Here is a 16,991-nt window from a genome sequence, read left to right on the forward strand (position 1 = left end):
ATAAATGAAAAGCTGGTTTATGATTGGTACAGCCTCCTTGATGCTGGCGATGCTTAACTGGTGGGGAATATTTATCTGGGCCGAAGAAGGTCTTTTGCCTGGAAATGAAGGTGTTACCCAGGAAATTGAAGCTCCGACAACCATAGAAAAACCTCAGGAACCAGCACCGGAAGAAAACTCGCCCCTGCCGGTGGTAGCTTCGGCCATTGACCAGGGAGGGGGAAATAGCAATCCTGCAGATATAAGTAACCAGGGAAACTCGGAACAACAGCCAGACGGAGTAACGGAATCACCACCTACAAATTCAACTGAGTCGCAAACAGCAACCGGGGGGAGTCCGGAGGTTGCCCTTTCTGTGAGTGAAGAAACTTATTCTCAAAATCCAGACACCTCTTCTGCAGAGCCACCAGCTGCACCAACTGGCTTAACTGCGGCTGCTACCGGCCCCAATTCAGTGACGCTGTCCTGGAATGGAACTACAGGCGAAAATATAGTCTATCAAGTCTATGGAGCGCCAGATGATGGTACATTCACCTGGCTAAAAGATGTATCTACAACGGTAACGGCTGTAAATGGTTTAAAACCTGTAACTACCTATAATTTCTATGTTCAGCTGTTAGTCCAGGGCCAGGTTAAATCAATCAGTAACATAGTAACCGTAACTACTCCGGCCAACACAAAACCGCCAAGAATAATTTCGAGTCTGAGAAAACCAACGGGGTCCGGCATCTCACGGACTCAGCGGGTCGAAGTGGTCTGGGATGACTGGCTGGAGCCTGCTACCATTAATTCTAAAAGTTTTTATGTTACGGTGGTCAACTCTTCCGTTAAAATTCCAGGGAGATATAGCTGGGATGACACTACTCGCACTATGTATTTTACTCCGGACCAACCCTGGGCCCAGGATACTTCCTATAATGTTGTCATTAATGGAAACATTAAAAGCACTTCTGGTCTCGCAGCAGGCTTTACTTCCTGGGTATTTACCACAATCAAATCTCCTTTTATCAGTCCGCATGGGACATACCTCTTTTCTACTGCTCCCTGCGCTATGTGTCATTCTGCCCATGCTGCCACGGGTAAAATGCTTTTGACTAACTTAACTATCGCTGACCTCTGTCTTTCCTGCCATGATGGCAGTGGCAGTGTTGTGCTCTTTTTTGATGCGCCCCAAATGGGGCATGGCCTTGATTCCAATTGCTGTGCCTGCCATAATCCCCACAGACCCAAACCCTGATACCCGGCTGACGCTGGGTATATTTTTCGTGTGTGAAGCAAGTCACAAAAATTTCAATTTTTTTTCGACAGGATTATTAGGAAGAGGGGAGAATATTTGATACGGAAGTAGACTCAATGAAAGGATGGGGAGACATGCAAGAACAATCCAAACCAGCACAACGCAGCGGTATAGAGGAGGTCTGGCGCTTTTTCTCCTCGATGAAGCTGGCTCTGTTTGTGCTTCTTATTCTGGCTGTGGCATCAGTGGTAGGAACCTTACTTCCCCAGGACCCACAGACCAGGCAGCCGGTTTATGATATTTACCACAGTTTCTGGTACCGGGGCTTACTGGGGTTACTCAGCATGAATTTGCTGATCTGCAGCCTGGAACGAATTAAACTGATCAGAAAAGCTCTCGGGGAACCCAATACAAAAATTTCAGAAGCTTTTGTTAAAAATTTAAAATTGGCAGGGACCGTACGTCATAAAGCCAGTTTGGCTGAGACGGAAAAAGTCTGGGTTGAAGCACTGGCAGCGAAAGGCTACCGGGTTTTTGCCGATGAGAATGAGGGTAAAAAGATACTGGCAGCAGACCGTGGCCGTTTTGGAGTACTGGGTAGCTTTATTACTCACCTTTCCTTTTTAGTGATTGTCCTGGGAGCTATTTATGGTAATTTTACCGGTTTTGAAACTTATCTGGCCGGTGTGGAAGGCCAAACCATCAGTATGTTGTCCTTGCCAGACATTAAAAACTTTGATCCTGAGGAGAATTTCTCCATTCGCATTAACCGTGCCTGGGAAGAGGGGAGCACATCCACACCGGGTATGGTCAAGGACTGGTATAGTGATCTTTCTGTGATTGAAAACGGAAAAGAGGTATTTCGTAAACGGATCGAAGTTAACGATCCTTTGAAATGGAAAGGCGTTAAGTTCTATCAAAGCAGTTTCCAGGCTGGTCTGCCCGCCCTGAACTTTACCATTGAGGATGAAAAGGGGCAGAAACGGGAAGTAACGGGATTGGAAGGGGAGGTCTTGCCACTGGATAACAACCTTTACCTCAATATCCAGGGGTATGTACCGCAATTCGATCCCAATCAGCCCCAGAACCCGCAAGCTCCTAATGGTAAGCCGGCTGTCCTGTATCAAGTGTTTAAAAACAATCAGCAAATTGCCTATTCATATCAGTATATCGGCCAGGCGGCTCAGGTTGAAAATTATAAAGTGACAGCAAATGGAATCAAAACCGTTAATATGACAGGCTTATCGGTACGGCGAGATCCCGGAGTACCTATTGTTTGGGCAGGTAGTATACTGATGGTGGTGGGGATTTTCCTTTCCTTTATGTTGCAGCACCGGAAAATCTGGGTAGTGCTAAAGCAGGCTGGTAATACTATCATTGCTGAGTACGGGGCTCAGGTTGACAAAAATAAACTGGGGCTGGAGCAGGATCTGGATGAGATTCTGACAGCAGTGCAAGAAAGGGGATAAGCTGTGAGTGAGCTGTCTTTATATTATCTAACCATTGGTTTTTATCTGATTTCCTCCCTGTGTTACCTGGGATATTTATTGACTAAAAACGATACTATTGGTAAAGTGGCAACGGGTACTGCTTTTGCAGGTCTACTTTCTAATTTTGCCGGGCTGATCATGAGAACGGTAACCACCGGGCATCCACCTTTTACCAATATGTATGAGTATTCTTCTTCTTTTGCCTTTGGTGTAATGCTGATCTATCTCTTTGCTGAGTGGAAGTACGATATGCGCATCGCCGGGGCTTTCGTAGTTCCCGTAGCCTTTGTGCTGGAGATTTCCACCATGATGCTGGGTTTGCCTTTTGAAGGCAGCAAAGAATTGATGCCTGCTCTGCAAAGCAACTGGCTGCATGCCCATGTGGCTACTGCCATTATTGCCTATGGTGCCTTTGCTTTTTCCTGTGGTTTGGCCATTATGTACCTCTGGAAAGAAAAAATGGAGGCTGTGGGCAGCACTAGCTGGTTTAACCGGGAGTTGCCCAGGGCAGCTTTGCTGGATGAGCTTTCCTATCGCTTTATTGCCTTTGGTTTTCCTTTGATGTCCCTGGTCATCATCACCGGGGCAGTCTGGGCAGAGTTTGCCTGGGGTCGCTACTGGAGCTGGGACCCTAAAGAAACCTGGTCCTTGATTACCTGGTTGGTCTATTCTGCTTATTTGCATGCCCGTTTAACCTATGGCTGGAAAGGGCGCCGGGCAGCCTGGATGGCGATTATTGGCTTTTTAACTGTGCTGTTTACCTACTTCGGAGTTAATATCCTGTTGCCAGGTTTGCATTCTTATTCCGGGGCGTAAAAAATCGCATGTAGGCAGGATTTTTACGAAATATGACGAATTAATTTTTATTCCCTGATAGTTTAGGAGGGGCTGAGGTGCTGTATCCAATTTTTCTCCGTCTGGACGGCAAGAAATGTCTGGTAGTTGGCGGAGGCCAGGTGGCAGAACGGAAAATAGCTGGCTTGCTCCAGGCAGGAGCAGGGGTACTGGTAGTCAGCCCTGAGGTAACAGAAAGAATTGAAGGATGGGCCGGCGCCGGTCGCGTAATGTGGTACCGGCGCCTTTTTCAACCCGATGATGTGGAACAGGCACATCTGGTCTATGCAGCCACAGATGATGCTGCGGTTAATGCCAGGATTGCCCGGGAGTGCCAGCAAAGGAAGATCTGGGTCAATGTGGTTGATGACCCGGAACGGGGGGACTTCTATCTGCCGGCAGTTCTGAGGCGGGGCCATTTGCAGCTGGCTGTCTCCACGGGAGGACAGAGTCCGGTGTTTGCCCGCAAATTAAGGGATCATCTGGCGCGATCTATAGGACCTGAGTATGGAGAGATCAATGATTTGCTCGGTGAACTCAGGCAAATTTTACTTGCCAGAATTCCTGACCCAGGGGAACGCCAGAGGATTATGGAGGGTTTACTGGCTGAGGGATTCTGGGAGGATCTGGTCCGGGGAGAAATGGAGAAGGTAAAGGAGCGGATAAAAAATGTTTTTGGTGACTGTTGGCCTCAATCATAAGACTGCTCCGGTGGAAATCAGAGAAAAACTGGCTTTTACTGAAAGCCAATTGCCTGAGGCCTTGCAAACCTTGAAACAATATCCGGCCATTGATGGGTGTGTACTGCTATCCACTTGTAACCGTACGGAGATTTATGCGGCTTGCACAGATATGACCCAGGGGTTAAAATCCATAAAAACTTTTCTGATGGAATGCTTGCATGAAGAAGAATGTGAAATTGATAACTTCCTCTATATTCATACCCTCTATGACTGTGTCCATCATCTGTTTCGAGTTGCATCCGGACTGGATTCGATGATACTAGGTGAGACCCAGATTCTAGGCCAGGTGCGCCAGGCCTATCAAATTGCCAGTGCGGCGGAAAGCACCAATAAAATCATTAACACTCTGTTTCATAAGGCTATTGCTGTTGGCAAACGGGTAAGAACCGAGACGGAAATCGACAAAAATGCTGTTTCTATCAGCTATGCTGCAGTAGAGCTGGCTCGCCAGCTGTTTGGCACCCTGGAAGGCAAGGCCATTCTGATCATTGGCGCCGGGAAAATGAGTGAGCTGACGGCAAAACACCTGGTGGCCAACGGAGTTACCAGTGTGCTGGTTTCCAACCGCTCTTATGATAAAGCAGTGGAGCTGGCTGAGAAATTTGGCGGTAAAGCAGTGAAATTCGATCAATTAGTGGAATGCCTGATTCAGGCTGATATTGTAATCAGTGCTACCGCCGCCCGCCATGCCATTATTTTGCCGGAAATTGTGCAAAAAGTTATGCAAACCAGACAATACCGGCCCATATTTTTGATTGATATCGCCGTACCTCGGGACATCGATCCGGAAGTGGCCACCATTAAGGGAGTAACCCTCTTCGATATTGATGATTTGCAAAATGTGGTAGATCGCAATTTACAGGAACGGAAAAAAGAGGCCGTCAAGGCCCAGAAAATAGTGGATGAAGAAATCAAGGAGTTTTTCAGCTGGTTAAATACCCAGTTTGTGGTGCCAACCATTGTAGCTCTGAAACAGTTTGGGGAAGAAATCAAACAACGGGAGCTGGAAAAGGCGTTTAATAAACTGGGCGATTTAACGGAACGAGAGCGCAATATTATCCAGGCTCTGGCCCATAGCATCGTTAACAGTATTTTACATCGGCCAATTGTTAATCTTAAAGCTTATGCCCAGACCAGTCACGGTCATCTCTATACCGAAATTTTGCAAAACCTGTTTGATTTACAGATAGAAGGACAGAGAATAAAACCAGGCAAACCCATGGCAGCAGAAGAAGTGGAGGAATTGGTATGAGCAAAACGGTAAGGGTTGGCACCCGGGACAGCGCCCTGGCCATGTGGCAAACGGAATGGGTGGTAACCCAGTTGAGAAAATTGTACCCCGACCTGGGCCTGGAGATCGTACCCATGAAAACCCAGGGAGATAAAATTCTGGATGTGGCACTGGCCAAAATCGGTGACAAAGGGCTTTTTACCAAGGAACTGGAAGTTGCTATGCTGGCAGGGAAAATAGACATGGCGGTGCATAGCATGAAGGACCTGCCCACCCGTTTGCCTGACGGTTTGGCCCTGGGAGCCATCTGTGTCCGGGAAAACCCCGGCGATGTGCTGATCAGTCCTAAGGGTTATACCCTTGCCACCCTTCCTCAGGGGGCAAAAGTGGCTACATCTAGCCTGAGAAGACGGGCCCAGCTTCTGGCTTATCGGCCTGATTTGCAAATGGTGGATATGCGGGGCAATCTGGCTACCCGCTTTCGCAAAATGGAGGAGCAGCAGCTGGATGGTATGATCCTGGCAGCAGCCGGGGTTTTACGCCTGGGCTGGCAGGAACGTATCACCCAGTATATACCTTTTGAGATCAGCCTGCCTGCGGTAGGGCAGGGGTCGATTGGGATTGAAATCAGGGAAAATGATGAAGAGATTAAAGAACTGTTACGGCCGCTTAATGACAGAGCTGCTGCTAAGGCTATCCTGGCAGAAAGGGCTTTCCTGCGCAAATTAGAAGGCGGTTGTCAAATTCCGATTGGAGCTTATGGCATTTTACAGGGTGAACAGCTGATTTTACAGGGTGTGGTAGCTTCCCTGGATGGACAGAAATTAATCAGAAAACAGATAAATGGCAATCCTGAAGCAGCGGAAGAGCTGGGGGAAAGACTGGCCGAGCTCATGCTGGCTGAAGGAGCTGATCGGATACTGGCGGAGGTAAGGGAGCTGAGTTAGATGCAAAAAGGTTTTGTTTATCTGGTCGGTGCGGGCCCGGGAGATCCGAAACTGATCACTCTACGGGGACTGGAGTGTATCAGCAAGGCAGATGTTATTGTTTATGACCGGTTGGCCAGTCCCAAACTTCTGACTTATGCCCGTAAAGATGCTGAACTGATCTTTGCCGGAAAGGAACCGGACAAGCATACCTTTCGACAGCAGGAAATCAATGCTTTACTGGTGGAAAAGGCCCTGGCAGGGAAAATTGTCACCCGCCTGAAGGGGGGTGACCCCTTCGTTTTTGGAAGGGGGGGCGAGGAGGCCGAGGCCCTGGTGGAGCATGGGATTGGTTTTGAAATTGTGCCAGGGATTACTTCTGCTATTGCGGTACCGGCCTACGCCGGGATACCTGTCACTCATCGGGAACTATCGGCCAGTCTGGCTATTATTACCGGCAATGAGGATCCGGAAAAGGGAAACAGTCAAATCAGATGGGAACATTTAGCTACCGGGGCAGGTACCCTGGTAATATTGATGGGCATGGCCAACTTGCCCTTAATCGTGGAGAAACTCATTGAACATGGCCGTTCACCAGAGACCCCGGTTGCCATCATTCGCTGGGGGACCAGGCCGGAACAAATAACGGTAACGGCTACCCTGGCTGATATCGTGGAAAAGGCCAGGGCTGCTGGGGTCAAACATCCGGCTACTATTGTAGTGGGAGAAGTAGTGACAATGCGGGATAAGCTGCGCTGGTATGAAGCTAAACCCCTCTTCGGTCAGCGGATTGTGGTGACCCGAGCCAGAGAACAGGCCAGCAGCCTGACCAGCAAACTGGAAGAACTGGGTGCCGAAGTCTGGGAGTTTCCTGCCATTGAAATTACCGACCCGCTGGATTTTGGTCCCCTGGATCAGGCGATTAATGAGCTGCAGAGTTACAACTATATCATTTTTACCAGTGTGAATGGGGTTGAGCGCTTTTTCCGCCGTCTCTGGCAGCAGGGCAAGGATGTACGCGAACTGGCTGGTATCGAGATTTGCGCCATCGGTCCTAAAACCAGGGATGAGATTGAAAGGCGGGGTATTCGTTGTTCCTTTATCCCGGAGGAATACCGGGCTGAAGCCATTGTTGAGGTTCTGAAGCAAACTGACCTGGCCGGGAAAAGGGTACTATTGCCCCGGGCGGATATAGCCAGAAAGGTGTTACCGGAAGAATTGCGCAAGCTGGGGGCTGAGGTTACAGAAGTGGATGCCTACCGGACTGTGGCTGGTTCCGGGGATAAAGCCCTGTTACGGCGTCTGTTGCAGGAGAAGACCATCTCCTGGGTTACCTTTACCAGCTCATCAACAGTGAAGAATTTTATTAAATTGCTAGGAGAAGATTACCAGGAGCTTTTGCAAGCTGTTAAACTGGCTTCCATAGGGCCTATTACTTCCCAGACCGCCAGGGAGCTGGGACTGACGCTAACCGTGGAGGCCCGGGAATACACCATTGACGGTTTGGTCACAGCAATTGTGGAAAGTATGGTATAATGGAGACGGAGGGAAGGAATATGGGTTTTCCGGTTAACCGCCCGCGGCGGCTAAGGCGTAATGAAACCATGCGGCGACTGGTGCGGGAAAATCATTTGCGGGTCGAAGACCTGGTTTATCCTCTTTTTGTTACTCAGGGCCAGGGTTTTCGCAAGGAAATTGAATCCATGCCAGGGGTAGCCCAGCTTTCAGTGGGTCTGGCAGTGGAAGAAGCGCAGAAGGCAGCTGAACTGGGGATCCCGGCAGTTATCCTGTTTGGTATTCCCGCCTACAAGGATGAAACAGGCAGCAGTGCCTGGGCCGAGGATGAGGCGGTGCAAAGAGCTGTGCGGGAAATCAAAAAGACAGTACCGCAGCTGCTGGTGATTACCGATGTTTGCCTCTGTGAATATACCAGCCATGGGCATTGTGGCCTGCTTCAGGGCCAGGAAGTGGCCAATGATCCTACCCTGGAGTTACTGGCCCGCACAGCTCTCAGCCATGCCCGGGCCGGGGCGGACATCGTGGCTCCGTCGGATATGATGGACGGCAGGGTGGCAGCCATTCGCACCATGCTGGACCACCATGGCTATCAGGATGTTGCCATCATGTCCTATGCGGTTAAATATGCTTCTGCTTATTATGGCCCTTTTCGGGAGGTAGCCGAATCGGCACCGCAATTCGGAGATCGCAAGGCTTATCAGATGGATCCGGCCAATAGCCGGGAAGCATTAAAAGAGGTTGCCCTTGATCTGGAAGAAGGAGCCGATATTGTCATGGTCAAGCCGGCTCTGGCTTACATGGATATAATCCGTCAGGTCAAGGATGCGGTGGTGGTACCAGTGGCAGCCTATAATGTCAGCGGTGAATATGCCATGATCAAGGCTGCGGCCCGTCTGGGCTGGATAGATGAAAAACGGATTGTGCTGGAAACGATGCTTGGCTTTAAACGGGCCGGGGCTGATATAATCCTGACCTATCATGCCCTGGATGTAGCGAAGTGGTTGAAGGAGGGCTATTAATGATTATTTCCTGGAATACTACTAATCAATGCAACATGTATTGTGAACATTGCTACCGGGATGCAGGAGCCAAAGCTTCAGAGGAATTGTCCACCGAAGAAGGCAAGGCTTTGCTGGAGGAAATAGCTAAAGCTGGCTTTAAGATAATGATTTTCAGTGGTGGCGAGCCTCTCATGCGGCCGGATATTTTCGAGCTGGTGGAACATGCCGTTAAGCTGGGGCTGCGGCCGGTGTTTGGTACCAACGGTACTCTGATAACTCCGGAAGTGGCCCGCCGCCTGAAAGAAGTAGGCACTATGGGTGTGGGTATTTCTCTGGACAGCATTGATGCAGACAAGCACGATAAATTCAGAGCCTATCCTGGCGCCTGGCGGGATGCTCTCAAGGGCATGAAAAATTGCCGGGATGCCGGCTTACCGTTCCAGATCCATACCACAGTAGTAGACTGGAACTATGATGAAGTGGAAAAGATCACTGACCTGGCGGTGGGAATGGGGGCGGTGGCTCACCATATCTTCTTCCTGGTGCCTACCGGCCGGGCTGTTAACATTGAAGAAGAATCTTTGCGGGCAGAACAATATGAAGCTCTGCTAACCCGGATCATGAAAAAACAGCAGGAAGTGGATATTGAACTGAAGCCAACCTGTGCTCCACAGTTCATGCGCATTGCCAAGGAAATGGGCATGGATTTGCGTTTTGGCCGAGGCTGTCTGGCCGGAACATCCTACTGTATCATTTCCCCCAAAGGAGATGTGCAGCCCTGTGCCTATCTGAATATTCCGCTGGGGAATGTAAGAGATATTCCTTTCAGCAAAATCTGGGCAGAAAATCCGGTGCTGCAGGAATTGCGTACCCTCAACTATTCCGGTGGATGTGGTGTGTGCAAGTACAAGAAAATCTGTGGCGGATGCCGGGCCCGGGCAGCTTTCTACAATAACGGGGACTACATGGCAGAGGAGCCCTGGTGTCTCTATCATGGGCGCAAAGGCTACTAAAAAATGGGAAGGTGGGAAAAGCGGACAGGGGAGTTAATCTCCTGTCCCTTATCTCCATCTAAGGCCAGCCAATAGAAAGGGAGGATCGGATCGTGCATAAGGGTTTTAACCGCTCGCTCGAATTGTTTGCTGAGGCACAGCAGTATATTCCCGGTGGAGTAAACAGTCCTGTCCGGGCTTTTAAAGCAGTAGGAGGTCAGCCTGTCTTTTTTGTCCGGGGACAGGGGTCAAAAATTTATGATGTAGATGGCAATGAGTATATTGATTATGTGGGTTCCTGGGGGCCGTTGATTCTCGGACATTGCCATCCGGCTGTGACTGAAGCTTTACATAAATGGGTTGATCTGGGCACCAGCTTTGGTGCTCCCACGGAACTGGAAACCCGTCTGGCCCGGATGGTGATTGAGCGCGTGCCATCTGTGGAAATGGTGCGGATGGTTAACTCCGGTACGGAAGCTACTATGAGCGCTTTGCGGTTGGCCCGGGCCTACACAGGTCGCAATAAAATCGTTAAATTTGAAGGTTGTTATCACGGGCATGCGGATTCGCTTCTTATCAAGGCAGGTTCCGGGGCTCTCACCCTGGGAGTACCCACCAGCCCTGGAGTGCCAGTCAATATTGCCAGTAATACCATTACCGCCCGGTTTAATGACCTGGCCATGCTGGAGGAGATTTTTGCCCTGGAGGGCAAAGATATTGCGGCGGTAATCATCGAACCGGTACCTGGCAATATGGGGGTGGTACCGCCTCAGCCTGGTTACCTGGAGGGTGTGCGGGAACTGACCCGGCGTTACGGAACCCTGCTAATCTTTGATGAAGTGATGACCGGTTTTAGGGTGGATTATCACTGTGCCCAGGGCTTGTTCAACATTGAGCCTGATTTGACCTGTTTCGGTAAAGTCATTGGTGGCGGCTTGCCGGTAGGAGCTTATGGTGGCAAAAAGGAAATTATGTCCATGGTTGCTCCCGCTGGTCCTGTCTATCAGGCAGGCACGCTATCCGGTAACCCTCTGGCCATGGCTGCCGGGATAGCCACTCTGGAACAATTAACCCCTGTAGCATATGAGGAATTGGAAAGAAAGAGTGCCAGACTGGCAGAGGGAATGGCCCGAGCCGCAAAAGAAGCAGGGCTGGAATTGACTCAGAATCGGGTGGGTTCCATGGTATGTACCTTCTTTACCAGTCAGCCGGTGGTGGACTTCCAGTCGGCCAGCACCTCAGATACACAAGCCTTTGCCCTCTTTTTCCAGGAGATGTTAAAACGCGGGGTTTACCTGGCACCCAGCCAGTTTGAGGCAGCTTTTGTTTCTCTGGCTCATACTGAGGAAGACATCGACCGGACGATTGCCGCTGCCGCAGAATCATTCCGCATAGTGAAAGAACACTGGAAGCGGGGGTAAGAAAATGAAGAAATACCGTCACCTGATCTCAGGTCTGATTGTGGTGGCCATTCTGGCTGTTCTGGTGGTTTCCTTTTTTGCCAATGCCAAAGGCAATCCCCATGGGGAAGACTGGCTGGCCAAACACGGGGAAACTGTAATGCGTAACCGTAACCCGGAAAAAAACTGTCTGAAGTGTCACAGCAAGAAACTGGGGCAGACCAAGGAGAATTTCTGTGACAGGTGCCATCAGGAGCGGGGAGTCAAAGTTCAGTGGCCACAGGCGCAGTAAGTGGAGGGAAGGAGCAGGTGGATCAGTATATTGAGTTTGCCAAACAGATAAACCGCTATTTCGGGGTAGACCTGTTACAGTATAAGCGGCCCCAGATGGAGCGTAGAATTCTGAGCTTGATGCGGACGGTTGGGGTGGATTCCCTGGAGAAATATGTGCAGGTTTTGCGGGGGGATCAAGCCCAGCTGGACAAATTCATGAACCATTTGACCATCAATGTTTCGGAGTTTTACCGCAACCCTGCTCAATGGCAGCAGCTGGAAAAACAGATTTTACCAGAGCTATTGCAGCGATCCCCGAATTTGAAAGTTTGGAGTGCCGGCTGTTCTTCAGGAGAAGAACCTTACACAGTCGCTATGATTTTGAATGAGCTGGCACCTCAGGGGCGGCACCAGATTATCGCTTCTGATATCGATAGTGCTATTCTGGAACGGGCCCAGGAGGGAAGATACAACATAAAATCTGTAGCAGGGCTTCCCGAACCCTACTTCAAAAAATACTTTGACCGGGATGGAGAAATGGTCCTGGTAAAACCAGAACTAAAGAAGTGGGTTAAATTTAAAAAACATGATTTGCTGAAAGATCCCTATGAGATTTTGTGTGATTTGATTATTTGTCGCAATGTAGTGATCTATTTTACCGAGGAAGCCAAAAATACCATCTATCGCAAGTTTTATAATGCCCTCAAACCGGGAGGAGTTCTGTTTATCGGCAGTACTGAACAGATTTTTCAGGCCCAGGAAATAGGGTTTAAATCAGTGGCACTCTTTTTCTACCAGAAAGCGGCGGGATAGATCTTTCTACCCGCCCTTTTTCCGAGGAGGGTTGAAATGAATATTTTCTACTGGCTGCTAGCATTTGTCCCTGTATCCATAGCACTGGAATACTGGCATTTTTCTGTCGGCTGGGTGTTGCTTACTGCCTGCCTGGCCATCCTACCTCTGAGCGCCCTGATGGGTAAAGCTACGGAGGAATTGGCCCACTTCACTGGACCGCGGATCGGGGGTTTCCTCAATGGCACTTTTGGCAATGCCGTTGAGCTGATTATCACCCTGATTGCCATCAAAAAGGGCTTGTTTGAAATGGTAAAGGCATCCATCACCGGTTCTATACTGGGCAACCTGTTGCTGGTACTGGGTTTTGCCCTGTTATATGGTGGGATAAAACACCGGGAACAATCTTTTAACCAGCAGGCAGCTGGTGTGAATTCCACCATGCTGGCTCTGGCCGTTGCCGGTCTGGTTATTCCGGCTGTGTTTATGTATTCAGCCCATCAACCCCATTCCGACAGGGCTGTTCAGCTTAGCATTGGTGTAGCTGTCGCCCTCTTTCTCGTCTATTTGGCGGCTCTGTTTTTCTCCCTGGTTACTCATCGTGAAATCCTGGCGCCAGTATGTGAGGTGGAAGAGGAGAACGAACCTTGCTGGTCATTGAGAAAAAGCATTACTATTTTGGCCGGAGCTACTGTGCTGGTGGCTGTCACCAGTGAGGTTCTGGTCAGCGCTTTGGAAGAGGTTATTGCTACCTGGCACTGGTCTGAGCTTTTTGTCGGGGTAATACTGGTTCCTATTGTTGGCAATGCAGCTGAGCATTTCTCTGCAGTGCTGATGGCTGGCAAAAACCGAATGGATGCAGCCCTGGAGATTGCAGTGGGTTCCTCGATTCAGATTGCTCTCTTCGTTGCCCCGGTGCTGGTGTTTGCCAGTCTGATTTTTGGCAGACCCATGGACCTGATTTTTCAACCCTTTGAGCTGGCGGCACTGGCAGTATCGATTACAATCGTCAATTTAATTTCTCTGGATGGCAAATCTAACTGGCTGGAGGGGGTTCAACTGCTGGTTACTTACATAGTGATGGCTCTGGCGTTTTATTTCTTACCAACAGCATAATATTGAATGGGAGTGTATGGGAAAGGCTGTGAGAGCGTGGCAGAGGAGAAATATCAGGTGGTCCTGGATATAGGGACCAGGACATTAATTGGTTTAATCCTGAAACAAGAAGAAAAGGGTTTGAAAGTGGTTACCTGCCAGCGCTGGGAACATCCTGATCGCGCCATGCTGGACGGGCAGATTCATGATATACCGGCTGTAGCAGCGGCAGTAAAGCATGTGGTCGGGCAGCTGGCCAAAAAAGCGCGGCGTCCCATAAGGAGCGTGGCCGTAGCGGCAGCAGGACGTTCTTTGCGTACAGAGCGAGTACGGCTGGAAAAGGACTGGGATTGGGGAAAGCCGGTTCAGGCAGGAGATATCAGTGAACTGGAAGAAGAGGCCTTACAGCAAGCTCGTTCTAATGTTACCAGGACCAGACTGGACTGGCATTATCAGTGTGTTGGTTACAGCATAGTACATTACTATTTATCTGGACAGCCAATTGCCAACCTTGTCGGTCAGAGAGGGAACCGGATCGGAGTCGAGCTGATTGCTACCTTTTTGCCCCGGGAAGTAGTGGATTCCTTACAGGCTGTGCTGGATATGACGGGATTGAGTATGGATAGCCTGACTCTGGAGCCAATAGCTGCTGCCCGGGTTGTAATACCTCCTGCGATGCGGCAGTTGTCTCTTGCTTTAGTGGATATCGGAGCCGGAACTGCCGACATAGCGGTTACCCAGCAAGGAGCAATCCAGGGATATGGGATGGTTCCTGAGGCAGGAGATGAAATCACCGAAGCTCTAGCCCAGCTCTTGCTACTGGATTTTAATGAAGCAGAACGTCTTAAACGCTGGCTGAATCAAAAAGATAAGCTGGAATACACTGATATCCTGGGCCAAAAACACCATGCTGAGAGCAGTGAAATAATAAAACTGCTGGAACCCAGGGTACGAGAGCTGGCCCAGAAGATAGGTCAACAAATTTTAGCAATAGCCCCTAAAGGGGTACAGGCGGTCCTGCTGGTCGGGGGCGGTGCCCTGACTCCGGGCCTGGCGCCGTTGCTGGCTGATGAGCTGGGTCTCAGCAGTAACCGGGTAGGCATCAAAGGCAAGGATGCTTTGCAGCAGTGGGTAAACAAGTGGCCGAAAGATTTTGATGGCCCCGATATGATTACCCCTCTGGGGATCGGTTTAACAGCTTTAGCAGGGGAAAGTCTCAAACGCTTTCGTTGTTCTGTTAATGGCCAGGATATCGATGTGTTTGGCTGGCAATCTCCCCAGGTACTGGAGGTATTACGGGAGGCTGGAGTACCCCTGCGGGAAATCTTAGGCAAACCTGGAATGGCCTTGAGTTTTACCCTGAACGGGCAATTGCGCCTGGTCAAAGGGGAAGCCGGTCAGCCAGGTCAAATCTGGCTGAATGGCCAGCTGGTGGATTATTCGGCGCGAGTTAGGCCCGGGGACAGGATCGATTATTCTCCGGGGCAACCGGGGGCAGATGCCAGGGTCCGCGTCAAGGAGATTTGGGAGGGGGAAGAATATAGCCGGTTCTGGTTTAATGGTCAGGAGGTACGATGGCCCTGGACAGTAAAGATTAACGGCCAGACGGTGGCCTGGGATAGCTTTATACCTGATCTGGCTACGGTAGAAATAGGACTGGATTTAACTGTAGCCCAATTTTTACAAGGGCAGCAGATAGAGATCGGAAAAGGGGAAATATATCTTAACAAGCAACCTGCTGGTCTGGAGGCAAAAATCAGGCCCGGAGACTGGATTGAATATGAGGTGCGCCGGGAAACAATTATCGTGGATCTGGAAGGACAGGCTCGGGAAATAGAGTGGCAGGAAGGGATGCTGGTTGTGCACGCTCTGGACCTGGTAGGATTCGTTCCCAAGCCCCCCTGGCCGGGAGCAAAAGCCATATTGCTGGTAAATGATAAAATCAGCCAGTTTTCCCAGGCCCTGCAGCCAGGTGATCTAGTCAAGCTTTACTGGCAAAAGGAAGAATAAAAACCGGTTGGTATAACCAACCGGTTTTACTTTCAATTAATGGTGCGGACAAGAGGACTTGAACCTCCACGGGCGTAAGCCCACTAGAACCTGAATCTAGCGCGTCTGCCAATTCCGCCATGTCCGCACATTTAACTGGTCGGAGCGACTGGACTTGAACCAGCGACCTCCACCACCCCAAGATGGCGCTCTACCAAACTGAGCTACGCCCCGACTGACATTGATTATATTAGCGCAAAAACCCCGGATTGTCAAGAGTTTGTTTTAAAGAATTTCTAGGATTAAGAACTTCAAGTAATAGGTCTCTTTGGCAGCCAGCAAAATGGGGTGATCTTTGGATTGTCGCCTTAACTCCAGCAGGCGCACTTGCCGTCCTACATCAAGAGCAGCGCTTTCAATTACTTCCAGAAATAAGTCCTCCTGCATGTGATAAGAACAGGAGCAGGTGATCAAAATACCGGAAGGTGGTAGTAATTTCATTGCCCTTAAGTTAATTTCCTTGTAGCCCCGTACGGCGCCTTCCAGAGTTTGCTTACTTTTGGTAAAAGCAGGGGGATCAAGAATTATAACATCAAAGCGGCGTTTTTCCCTGTCCATTTCCCGCAGCACATCAAAGGCATTGCCTACTTGAAAACTGCAACTGTTTTCTAATCCATTCAGGGAGGCATTTCTCCGCGCTGTTGCAATGGCGTGCTCCGATATATCCAGAGCCAGAACGGAGCGGGCACCATAGTGGGCAGCATGAACAGTAAAGGAGCCAGTGTGACAAAAACAATCCAGCACTGTTCTGTCTTTGACATAAGGGGCAATGGCAGCCCGGTTCTCCTTCTGATCCAGGAAATAGCCGGTTTTTTGGCCATTTTCCATATCGACCAGGAAGGAGAGACCGTTTTCTTTGATTATTACTTCAGGTTGAAACTCTCCATAGAGGACACCTTTAACTTGAGCCAGGCCTTCTAGCTCCCGAACATTGACGTCATTGCGTTCATAGATTGCCCTGGGCTGCAACAGTTCCACCAGTAATTCGGTAAGGAGCTGCTTTTGTTTTTCCATGCCCAGGGTTAATACCTGCATGACCAGGTAGTCTTCAAACTTGTCAATGATAAGCCCGGGCAAGAAGTCTGCTTCGCCAAAAACCAGGCGGTAGGAAGTTGCCTCGGGCATTACTTTTTGCCGGTGTTTCAGGCAATACAGCAATTTTTGTCGAAAAAATTCCCGGTCGATAGTTTCATCTTTGCGGGTAAGCAGCCTGACAGCAATCTGGGAACGGGGATTGTAATAACCGCGGCCGATAAAACGTCCACGGAAATCTACGACATCGACAATTGAGCCAGGCTCAATTCTGGGGTCGACCGAAGCAATTTCGGTAGCATAGACCCAGGGATGACCGGTAGACAGGCGCTTTTGCCGGCCCGGGGCCAGGGTTAGAGTTGGATACAAGTATAATCC

Annotated in this window: 15 protein-coding genes and 2 tRNA genes; 14 read left to right on the forward strand and 3 right to left on the reverse strand. The window is 49.8% G+C overall.

From position 1 onward, the window contains the following. Positions 1-4: 4 nt before the first annotated feature. The 14 genes from ULO1_RS13050 (at position 5) to ULO1_RS13110 (ending at position 15,542) form a co-directional block, all read left to right on the forward strand. Entirely contained in the window at positions 5-1,237 is a 1,233-nt protein-coding gene (locus ULO1_RS13050) for an Ig-like domain-containing protein (protein WP_079933741.1), read from the forward strand. Positions 1,238-1,371: 134 nt separating this feature from the next. Beyond that, entirely contained in the window at positions 1,372-2,706 is a 1,335-nt protein-coding gene (locus tag ULO1_RS14615) for a cytochrome c biogenesis protein ResB (RefSeq protein ID WP_159071894.1), read from the forward strand. 3 nt (positions 2,707-2,709) lie between these two features. Then, positions 2,710-3,543 (forward strand): c-type cytochrome biogenesis protein CcsB, encoded by an 834-nt coding sequence (ccsB, locus tag ULO1_RS14620; RefSeq protein WP_107753548.1) that lies wholly within the window; start codon positions 2,710-2,712, stop codon positions 3,541-3,543. A gap of 77 nt (positions 3,544-3,620) precedes the next feature. Then, positions 3,621-4,262, forward strand: coding sequence for a bifunctional precorrin-2 dehydrogenase/sirohydrochlorin ferrochelatase (locus ULO1_RS13060; protein WP_078666070.1), 642 nt, complete (start codon positions 3,621-3,623; stop codon positions 4,260-4,262). Beyond that, a complete protein-coding gene (gene hemA, locus ULO1_RS13065; RefSeq protein WP_078666071.1) occupies positions 4,231-5,556 on the forward strand; it encodes a glutamyl-tRNA reductase in 1,326 nt (441 codons plus the stop codon). The genes ULO1_RS13060 and hemA overlap by 32 nt, the downstream gene beginning before the upstream one ends. After that, positions 5,553-6,482: a hydroxymethylbilane synthase gene (hemC, locus tag ULO1_RS13070; RefSeq protein WP_079933742.1), complete on the forward strand. Its 930-nt coding sequence runs from the start codon at positions 5,553-5,555 to the stop codon at positions 6,480-6,482. The genes hemA and hemC overlap by 4 nt, the downstream gene beginning before the upstream one ends. Beyond that, positions 6,483-7,997 (forward strand): uroporphyrinogen-III C-methyltransferase, encoded by a 1,515-nt coding sequence (gene cobA, locus ULO1_RS13075; RefSeq protein ID WP_079933743.1) that lies wholly within the window; start codon positions 6,483-6,485, stop codon positions 7,995-7,997. A 20-nt stretch (positions 7,998-8,017) separates the two neighbouring features. Beyond that, complete coding sequence (gene hemB / locus ULO1_RS13080; protein ID WP_079933744.1) at positions 8,018-8,998, forward strand: porphobilinogen synthase; 981 nt, start codon at positions 8,018-8,020, stop codon at positions 8,996-8,998. Further along, positions 8,998-9,993: a putative heme d1 biosynthesis radical SAM protein NirJ2 gene (nirJ2, locus tag ULO1_RS13085; RefSeq protein ID WP_078666075.1), complete on the forward strand. Its 996-nt coding sequence runs from the start codon at positions 8,998-9,000 to the stop codon at positions 9,991-9,993. The genes hemB and nirJ2 overlap by 1 nt, the downstream gene beginning before the upstream one ends. A 92-nt stretch (positions 9,994-10,085) precedes the next feature. Further along, a complete protein-coding gene (gene hemL / locus ULO1_RS13090; protein WP_078666076.1) occupies positions 10,086-11,393 on the forward strand; it encodes a glutamate-1-semialdehyde 2,1-aminomutase in 1,308 nt (435 codons plus the stop codon). A 4-nt stretch (positions 11,394-11,397) separates the two neighbouring features. Beyond that, complete coding sequence (locus ULO1_RS13095; RefSeq protein WP_078666077.1) at positions 11,398-11,664, forward strand: hypothetical protein; 267 nt, start codon at positions 11,398-11,400, stop codon at positions 11,662-11,664. A gap of 17 nt (positions 11,665-11,681) precedes the next feature. Then, complete coding sequence (locus ULO1_RS13100; RefSeq protein ID WP_242947967.1) at positions 11,682-12,458, forward strand: protein-glutamate O-methyltransferase CheR; 777 nt, start codon at positions 11,682-11,684, stop codon at positions 12,456-12,458. Positions 12,459-12,494: 36 nt separating this feature from the next. Continuing rightward, complete coding sequence (gene cax, locus ULO1_RS13105) at positions 12,495-13,553, forward strand: calcium/proton exchanger (RefSeq protein WP_079906180.1); 1,059 nt, start codon at positions 12,495-12,497, stop codon at positions 13,551-13,553. 36 nt (positions 13,554-13,589) lie between these two features. After that, positions 13,590-15,542 (forward strand): cell division protein FtsA, encoded by a 1,953-nt coding sequence (locus ULO1_RS13110; protein WP_159446909.1) that lies wholly within the window; start codon positions 13,590-13,592, stop codon positions 15,540-15,542. Between the two features lie 40 nt (positions 15,543-15,582). Here ULO1_RS13110 and ULO1_RS13115 read toward each other — a convergent pair. The 3 genes from ULO1_RS13115 to ULO1_RS13125 all read right to left on the reverse strand — a co-directional run bounded on the left by ULO1_RS13115 (position 15,583) and on the right by ULO1_RS13125 (position 16,982). Next, positions 15,583-15,669 (reverse strand) — tRNA-Leu (locus ULO1_RS13115). A gap of 9 nt (positions 15,670-15,678) precedes the next feature. Then, a tRNA-Pro gene (locus ULO1_RS13120) sits at positions 15,679-15,755 on the reverse strand. Positions 15,756-15,806: 51 nt separating this feature from the next. After that, positions 15,807-16,982, reverse strand: coding sequence for a class I SAM-dependent rRNA methyltransferase (locus ULO1_RS13125; RefSeq protein ID WP_079933746.1), 1,176 nt, complete (start codon positions 16,980-16,982; stop codon positions 15,807-15,809). Positions 16,983-16,991 lie beyond the last annotated feature (9 nt).

The sequence above is a fragment of the Carboxydocella sp. ULO1 genome (assembly GCF_002049255.1).
Lineage (GTDB): Bacteria > Bacillota.

Bases quoted from the DNA above. Each gene is read 5' to 3' on its own strand.
- ULO1_RS13050 (WP_079933741.1), top strand. From the start codon at position 5: ATGAAAAGCTGGTTTATGATTGGTACAGCCTCCTTGATGCTGGCGATG.
- ULO1_RS14615 (WP_159071894.1), top strand. From the start codon at position 1,372: ATGCAAGAACAATCCAAACCAGCACAACGCAGCGGTATAGAGGAGGTC.
- hemA (WP_078666071.1), top strand. From the start codon at position 4,231: ATGTTTTTGGTGACTGTTGGCCTCAATCATAAGACTGCTCCGGTGGAA.
- hemC (WP_079933742.1), top strand. From the start codon at position 5,553: ATGAGCAAAACGGTAAGGGTTGGCACCCGGGACAGCGCCCTGGCCATG.
- cobA (WP_079933743.1), top strand. From the start codon at position 6,483: ATGCAAAAAGGTTTTGTTTATCTGGTCGGTGCGGGCCCGGGAGATCCG.
- hemB (WP_079933744.1), top strand. From the start codon at position 8,018: ATGGGTTTTCCGGTTAACCGCCCGCGGCGGCTAAGGCGTAATGAAACC.
- nirJ2 (WP_078666075.1), top strand. From the start codon at position 8,998: ATGATTATTTCCTGGAATACTACTAATCAATGCAACATGTATTGTGAA.
- ULO1_RS13095 (WP_078666077.1), top strand. From the start codon at position 11,398: ATGAAGAAATACCGTCACCTGATCTCAGGTCTGATTGTGGTGGCCATT.
- cax (WP_079906180.1), top strand. From the start codon at position 12,495: ATGAATATTTTCTACTGGCTGCTAGCATTTGTCCCTGTATCCATAGCA.